This window comes from Streptomyces sp. NPDC003327, from assembly GCF_053589515.1.
Map to the genome: position 1 here is coordinate 1 of NZ_JBSFSA010000093.1, position 3,340 is coordinate 3,340.

General features: G+C 69.8%; 2 protein-coding genes. One reads left to right on the forward strand and one right to left on the reverse strand.

Features of this window, described 5'->3' with window-relative positions; genetic code table 11:
* Window positions 1–423 precede the first annotated feature (423 nt).
* A complete protein-coding gene (locus ACWDVG_RS31505; RefSeq protein ID WP_451704334.1) occupies window positions 424–1,407 on the reverse strand; it encodes a LacI family DNA-binding transcriptional regulator in 984 nt (327 codons plus the stop codon).
* Between the two features lie 366 nt (window positions 1,408–1,773).
* On the opposite strand from ACWDVG_RS31505, the gene ACWDVG_RS31510 reads away from it, so the two are divergent.
* Window positions 1,774–3,213 carry an RICIN domain-containing protein gene (locus ACWDVG_RS31510; protein ID WP_451704336.1) on the forward strand — a complete coding sequence of 480 codons (1,440 nt, stop codon included), beginning with the start codon at window positions 1,774–1,776 and terminating at the stop codon, window positions 3,211–3,213.
* Window positions 3,214–3,340: the final 127 nt, after the last annotated feature.

Here is a 3,340-nt window from a genome sequence, read left to right on the forward strand (position 1 = left end):
GGCGGAAACGGGCTTGTCGGCGGGGCGGAGAACCCGCCTGTGCTGACGTCGACAGGAGCGTCATGGTGGTTCCTAGCGTCGATGACCGACCGGTCGGGAACGGAGCGGCGGAAGCGGAGGGCCTCGAAAACCTGCGGGACCTCGGGGGCCTCGAAGGGCTCGGCGGCCGGACGGCCAGAAGTTACAGGGGCCCGATGCGTTTCATGTTTACGTAATCATCGGTGGCTTGATGGTTGCATCGCCGTCACATGACGTCAAGCACTAAGTGGTAGCAATCGACCGGGATTCGGCGCGGAGAAGTCCGTCCCCCGCGTACCGCCGCGCGATGCGGTATGTGTACGTGAACATGCGCGGCCGGGCCGCCTCCCCGGGGTGCGGGGAGACGGCCCGGCGATGGGCGCGTACGAGGTGGGTTCGTGCAGGTCAGGCGGGTGGAAGCGCCGTGCTGCCCCGCACCACGAGGGTGGGTTCGACCGCGAGCCGACGCGGCCCGCTGCCACGGCGCTCGATCTGCTCGAGGAGCAGGGTCACGCAGTGGCGGCCCACGACGTCGAAGTCCTGGTGGATCGTGGTCAGCGGTGGCTCGAAATAGGGGGCCTCGGGGACGTCGTCGAAGCCCGCCACGCTGACCTCGCCCGGCACGGAGCGTCCCGCCTCGTGCAGGGCGCGCAGGATGCCCAGCGCCATCTGGTCGTTCGCCGCGAAGATCGCCGTCACGTCGGGGACCTGCGCCAGGGTCCGGCCCGCGAGATAGCCGGACTCGGCGGTCCAGTCCCCGTACAGCACCGGCCGCACCGGGGCGCCGGCGGCCACGAGGGTGCGCTCCCACGCCTCGGCGCGCCGCCGGGCGGCGAAGGAGTCGTGCGGGCCGCTGACGTGGTACACGGTCCGGTGACCGAGGTCCAGGAGGTGCCGGACCACGCTCCGGGTGCCGCTGGCCTGGTCGAAGTCGACGTTCGAGTACTGGTGACCGGTGTCGCCGTCGGCGACGACCACCGGCATCGTGGGCGGCAGGTGCAGCGACGGGGTGTCCAGCATCTGCGACTCCACCAGGACGATGCCGTCGACGGACTGCAGGGTCAGGTGCCGGAAGGCCTGCCGTACGGCGGCCTCGGTCTGCGCCCGGATCCCCATGAAGTTGACCGAGAAGCCGGCCTCGCGCGCCGCGTCGGCGACGGCTCCGAGGGTACGGGCGTTGCCGTGCGCCCCGACGTCGAAGCTGACGACGCCGATCGCGCCGAACCTGCCGGTGACCAGGGCGCGAGCCGCCGCGTTCGGGCGGTAACCGAGCTCCTGCATCGCGGCGAGGACCTTCGCCCGCGTCGAGTCGTCGACGTTGTCGTGGTTGTTGGCCACGCGGGAGACGGTCTGGGAGGAGACGCCGGCCTTGGCGGCGACCTCGGCCATGGAGGGCCACTTGCGGGGAGGGCGAGAGCGAGGAGTCCTCGTAGTCTTCTCCGCCACCGTCGACCGTTCCTTCCCCTGGCGTACAGAGTGCTCCCAGGCGCACCCATCCAGTCATGTTGACGCAAACAGCACCCTCAGGTCAAAGCTCGAACCGTTTTCGTCCGAATCCTTGACAGCCTCCCGCACCCTCCCCAGACTTCCGGCTACATCGTGTTTACGAAAACATTACGTAAACACGATGCTCACACGGCCCGAACGGCCCCGTCCCCCCTGCCAGGCGCCCCGCCGCTCCGGACTCCCGTCACGGCCTTTGCCGCGCGGTCCGCGTGGTGCGCCTGGTCCATCAACACCACGAGGTATCGCGCCATGCGACTCAAGATCTCCGGAGTGGCGGCATTCGTCTGCGCACTCCTTCTCTCCCTGGTCACGGCCGCGGGTACGGCCCACGCCGCCCCGGTGACCATCGCGAACGGCACCCAGTTCACCGATCCGAACGGCAATCCCGTCCACGCCCATGGCGGCGGGGTCGTGAAGGTCGGCTCGTACTACTACTGGTTCGGTGAGAACCGGCACTCGGACAACAGCTTCCGGTACGTCTCCGCCTACCGGTCGGCCGACCTGAAGACGTGGGAGTTCCGCAACCACGTCCTGACCGAGGCCACCCACCCGGAGCTGGTGGGCGCCAACATCGAGCGGCCCAAGGTCGTCTACAACGCCTCCACCGGCAAGTTCGTGATGTGGATGCACAAGGAGGGCAGCGCCACCGACTACTCCGAGGCGCGTGCGGCGGTCGCCGTGTCGGACACCGTCGACGGGAACTACGCCTGGCGGGGCAGCTTCCGCCCGCTCGGCCACATGTCCCGTGACATCACGACCTTCGTCGACACCGACGGCGCCGGTTACATGATCTCCGCCGCCAACGAGAACGCCGACCTGCACGTCTACCGCCTGACCGCCGACTACACCGGCATCGAGGCCCAGGTCCAGAAGCTGTGGCCCGGGCAGTGGCGCGAGGCCCCCGCGATGTTCAAGCGCAACGGCGTCTACTTCCTGCTCACCTCCGGGGCCACCGGCTGGGCGCCCAACCAGCAGAAGTACGCCACCGCCAGCAGCATCACCGGCACCTGGACCGACCTGAAGGACATCGGCGACTCGACGACGTACCGCAGCCAGACCGCGTACGTCCTCCCCGTCCAGGGCACCAGCGGCACCAGCTACCTCTACATGGGCGACCGCTGGGGCAACTCCCTGGGCGGCATGGTCAACGACTCCCAGTACGTCTGGGCACCGCTGAAGTTCCCCACCAGCACCACCATGACCATGGACTACTCCCCGCAGCTCACCATCGACACCGCGGCCGGCACGGTCACCGGGATGAACGTCGTCTGGGAGTCCCTGACGGCGCGCAACAGCGGCAGGTGCGCCGATGTGGCGAACTTCGCCACCACCAACGGCGCCGGCCTCGTCCAGTGGACCTGCGGCGGCGAGATCAACCAGGACTTCTGGTTCAAGAAGCTGAGCAGCGGCTACTACCAGATCATGGCCCGCCACAGCGGCAAGTGCCTCGACGTGGCCTCCGCCTCCACCGCCGACGGCGCCCAGATCGTCCAGAACGCCTGCAACGGCGCCACGTCCCAGCAGTGGAAGATCCAGACGTCCAGCACCTCCGGCTTCGACCACATCAGCGCCCGCCACAGCGGCAAGTGCCTCGACGTCGCCGAGTGGGGCACCTGGAACGGCGCCGGGCTGCAGCAGTGGACGTGCAACGGCGGCGACAACCAGAAGTGGGACCGCTGGGCCGTCTGACCGCCCCGCGCTGCGACCGCCCGTCCGGACCGGGGCCCCCCGCCGGGCCGGCCCCCCCCCCCCGCCGCGCGGGGCCCCGGCCACGCCCCCCCCCCCCCCCCCCGCCCCCCCCCCCCCCCCACCGCAA